The 4,069-nt window shown below is 36.4% G+C and carries 2 protein-coding genes and 1 other annotated feature (1 of these 3 cut by a window edge); both genes read left to right on the forward strand.

Annotation, left to right across the window (positions count from 1 at the left end; genetic code table 11):
* Nucleotides 1-373 precede the first annotated feature (373 nt).
* Nucleotides 374-499: a hypothetical protein gene (locus tag L1S49_RS23195; protein ID WP_275299558.1), complete on the forward strand. Its 126-nt coding sequence runs from the start codon at nucleotides 374-376 to the stop codon at nucleotides 497-499.
* The gene (locus tag L1S49_RS08925) at nucleotides 469-2,022 is read left to right on the forward strand and encodes an ATP-binding protein (RefSeq protein ID WP_238903703.1); all 1,554 of its coding nucleotides are present in this window, start codon (nucleotides 469-471) and stop codon (nucleotides 2,020-2,022) included. Before L1S49_RS23195 ends, L1S49_RS08925 begins: the two co-directional genes overlap by 31 nt.
* A gap of 601 nt (nucleotides 2,023-2,623) precedes the next feature.
* Nucleotides 2,624-4,069, forward strand: a sequence feature (mutual gap in cmsearch alignment for this rRNA model is longer than 100) (it continues 1,466 nt past the right edge of the window).

Below are 4,069 nucleotides of genomic sequence, written 5' to 3' on the forward strand. Positions count from 1 at the left end.
GTAGGAGAACCTGCGGCTGGATCACCTCCTTTCTATGGAGAAATTACTTAAAACTACAACTTAGTAGAATTTAAGTATAAAATTCAGTCAATATAATTGACAAAGATTTACGTTTTCCTCTGTTTAATTTTGAGATAATGTTAAAGGTTACTAGATTTATCTAGTAACCTTTTTTGTCGTATTTTTTAATAGAAGTCTAATTAGTTGGTGAAAGGAATTTAATAAAGGCTGAGAAACACTTTCTACAGTGTAGAAATTAAAAGGAATTTAATGAGACTTGCACTCCTATTCGGTAGGCGCGTCTTTCAGCGCCAGTCTAATCCTTTAGTAGAAGGAATTTGATGGAGCTGAGAAACGCTCCTACAGTGCAGAAGTGCAGAAAATCAGAAGTGCAGAACATCAGAAATATAGAAACTCTTTTAGATTTGGAGTCATAGTATATAGAGAAGAACTTGTGGGAGGATGGTTATGGGTAAGAAGAAAGCTATTAAAGAAGTGATTGGGAATGATGATGATATTTTAAGTGAATCACATTGGTATGATACTGATGAAGTTGAAGGTGTGGTTATAGAGGAATTCTTTTTTGATAATAGTGAAAAGGAATTAAAAGAGTTTGAGAAGAAGGTTCCTCAACCTGTAGAAGAAAAAGTTAATAGTAATTCCAAGGTTTCTAAAGAAGAAGTAAAGAAGAAAGTTATTATTAATAGTCTAAATATATCTACAGAAAATGAAGAATATGATGTTACTAAAAATGTTAGACTTAGAAAATCAACGGTTAATATGGTTACTGAGATGAGAATGATGCATCCAAATGTGAATATCAGAATTAGTAGAATTATAGATGATTCTATAAGATGTTATTATGGGATTATAAAGGAGCAGGGTGGGTTTGCTATAGAAGAAAAAGACAACTTAGTAAGTTTAGCTAGAGATTTTAAAGCAGAAGCGAAGATATCAAATAATTTTTACGAAGAAAGAGAAAATGTTCCCTTTGATGATAGAGTGAATAACTATGCTGATATTGGAGATTTAAAGTTAGATTTAATAAAAGAGTATTTTAGATCTTCGGAAAATCAGCTATATTGGCAGGTTGGAAAGCAGCCTATAGAAAATTTGTTAGGTGAGATGAATGTACTAGAAATATTTAATGAGGAAGTTAAGGTTAAAAATATAGGTTTATTAATGTTTAGTGATGCTCCTGAAAGATTTTTTCCAAGTTGTCAAATTGAGGTTGTGAATTTTAATGATGTTTCCGAGGGAAGAAATTTTTCGGAAAGTGTTTTTAAAGGATCAATATATACTCAGTTATTGGGGGTGCTAATTTATATTAGAAATTCAGTTATAAAGGAAAAGGTTATTAAATTAAATGAGGAAGGCAATGAACTAAAGATGTTTAATTATCCAGATGAAGCTATTAAAGAAGCTTTAGTTAATGCTGTGTACCATAGAGACTACATGGATAATAATCCCATAGAAGTTAGAATAGAGAAAGAAGAGATAGCTATAATAAGTTATCCAGGAGCGGATAAATCAATAAAGATTGAGGATATTAATAAAGGAAAAGTAATAGCTAGAAGATATAGAAATAGGAGGCTGGGAGAATTCCTTAAAGCTATGAAGTTTGCAGATGGAAGAGCAACAGGTTTATCTAAGATCATTGAGTGTATGGAAAAGAACAATTCACCTAAACCTATATTTGAAACTGATGAAGAAAGAACCTACTTTTTAGTTAGATTACCTATAAATTCTTGTTTCTTGGAAGGAAGGGCCCAAGACAGGGTGCAAGATGAGGCTCAAGATAGATTTAAAGAGCTCTATATAAATGATACTGAAAAGAGAATACTTGAATTATTAGATGAGAAGGAGATGTCTAAGAAGGAAATAATTGAAGCATTAGGATATGGAATTATAAATGGTAATTTAAAAAGAGCAATTAATAGATTATTAAAAGTTAATATTATAACTTATACATTACCCAATAGACCTAATAGCAGATACCAAAAGTATAAACTTATAAAGTAGAATACTATAAGCAAAGATTAAGAGAATATATGAAAAAAAGTTAATAGATAGCTTTTGAAGAAAATATACAAAAAAATCTCTAAAAAATTTAAAAAGCATATTGACAATTAGTAAGTATATTTATATAATACTATTTGTCGCCAAGATAGAGGCGATAAGTTCTTTGAAAATTGCACATAAGTGAGAATCTAAATCTTTGATTTAGAAATTCGAACTTACTCTTTAGAGTAAGTAAGTAAAGTAATATATATTTAAAGCCAGTTGGCAAAATAATCAATATTCTTTATAGAATGACAACTTATTTAGTTGAAAATTAAGAATGGATAGTTGAGAGTTAAGGAAGAAATTCAAGGTATTGAATTTCTGAAAAATAATTAGTTATCTAAAGTTAATTTAAGCTACTAAGTTAATTTATCAATAGTTTCAGAATCAAATCTGTATATTGATAAAATGTTCAATAGCAATAGTTAATTGAGCTGAAAAACGTTAGGAACGAGTAGTGCTAGGAGACGACGAGTGAGAAGCGGAGCTTATTCAATAAGTGAGCATCAGAGCGAGGAAGTCGACAACGCAATGCGAAGTTAATAACGTTTTGAAGATAGGTCAAGATATAAAGGGCGTATGGTGAATGCCTTGGCATCGGGAGCCGAAGAAGGACGCGATAAGCTGCGAAAAGCTCTGGGTAGGCGCAAATAGCCTGTGATCCAGAGATCTCCGAATGAGGAAACTCACATGGGAAACCCCATGTATCCATAAGTGAATACATAGCTTATGGAGGGTAAACTCAGGGAACTGAAACATCTAAGTACCTGAAGGAAGAGAAAGAAAAATCGATTTCCTAAGTAGCGGCGAGCGAAAGGGAAAGAGCCCAAACCAGAAATTTATTTCTGGGGTTGCGGACAGAACATAAAAGCTAAATTACGTTAATCGAAGAGAACTGGAAAGTTCCACCGCATAAGGTAATAGTCCTGTAGATGAAAACGCGAAATAGTAAGTTCTGATCCAGAGTACCACGAGACACGTGAAACCTTGTGGGAAGCAGGGAGGACCACCTCCCAAGGCTAAATACTACCCGATGACCGATAGTGAAGAAGTACCGTGAGGGAAAGGTGAAAAGAACCCCGGGAGGGGAGTGAAATAGAACCTGAAACCGTATGCCCACAACCGGTCATAGCACTTTATATGTGTGATGACGTGCTTTTTGTAGAACGAGCCAACGAGTCACGATATGTAGCGAGGTTAAGTACTTAAGGTACGGAGCCGAAGGGAAACCGAGTCTTAATAGGGCACAAAGTTGCATGTCGTGGACCCGAAACCGGGTGACCTATCCATGGCCAGGTTGAAGCGAGAGTAAAATCTCGTGGAGGACCGAACCACGTTGGTGTTGAAAAACCATGGGATGAGCTGTGGATAGCGGAGAAATTCCAATCGAACTCGGAGATAGCTGGTTCTCCTCGAAATAGCTTTAGGGCTAGCGTCGAATATGAGTAATGGAGGTAGAGCACTGAATGGGCTAGGGGGCATATCGCTTACCGAACCTTATCAAACTCCGAATGCCATATACTATTAGTTCGGCAGTCAGACTGCGAATGATAAGATCCGTAGTCAAAAGGGAAACAGCCCAGATCGTCAGCTAAGGTCCCAAAGTGTAAGTTAAGTGGAAAAGGATGTGGGATTTCGAAGACAACTAGGATGTTGGCTTAGAAGCAGCCACTCATTAAAAGAGTGCGTAATAGCTCACTAGTCGAGAGATCCTGCGCCGAAGATGTTCGGGGCTCAAACTTACCACCGAAGCTACGGGCTTACAGTAATGTAAGCGGTAGAGGAGCGTCGTAAACGGGCAGAAGTCGTACCGAAAGGAGCGGTGGACTGTTTACGAGTGAGAATGTTGGCATTAGTAGCGAGATGTGAGTGAGAATCTCACAGGCCGAAAACCTAAGGTTTCCTCAGGAAGGCTCGTCCGCTGAGGGTTAGTCGGGACCTAAGCCGAGGCCGAAAGGCGTAGGTGATGGACAATAGGTTGATATTCCTATACCACTACCATCGA

This window comes from Clostridium sp. YIM B02506 (assembly GCF_022324845.1).
GTDB classification, from domain to species: domain Bacteria; phylum Bacillota; class Clostridia; order Clostridiales; family Clostridiaceae; genus Clostridium_T; species Clostridium_T intestinale.

Excerpts from the sequence above, each read along its gene's own strand:
- L1S49_RS08925 (WP_238903703.1), top strand. The coding sequence starts at position 469 with ATGGGTAAGAAGAAAGCTATTAAAGAAGTGATTGGGAATGATGATGAT.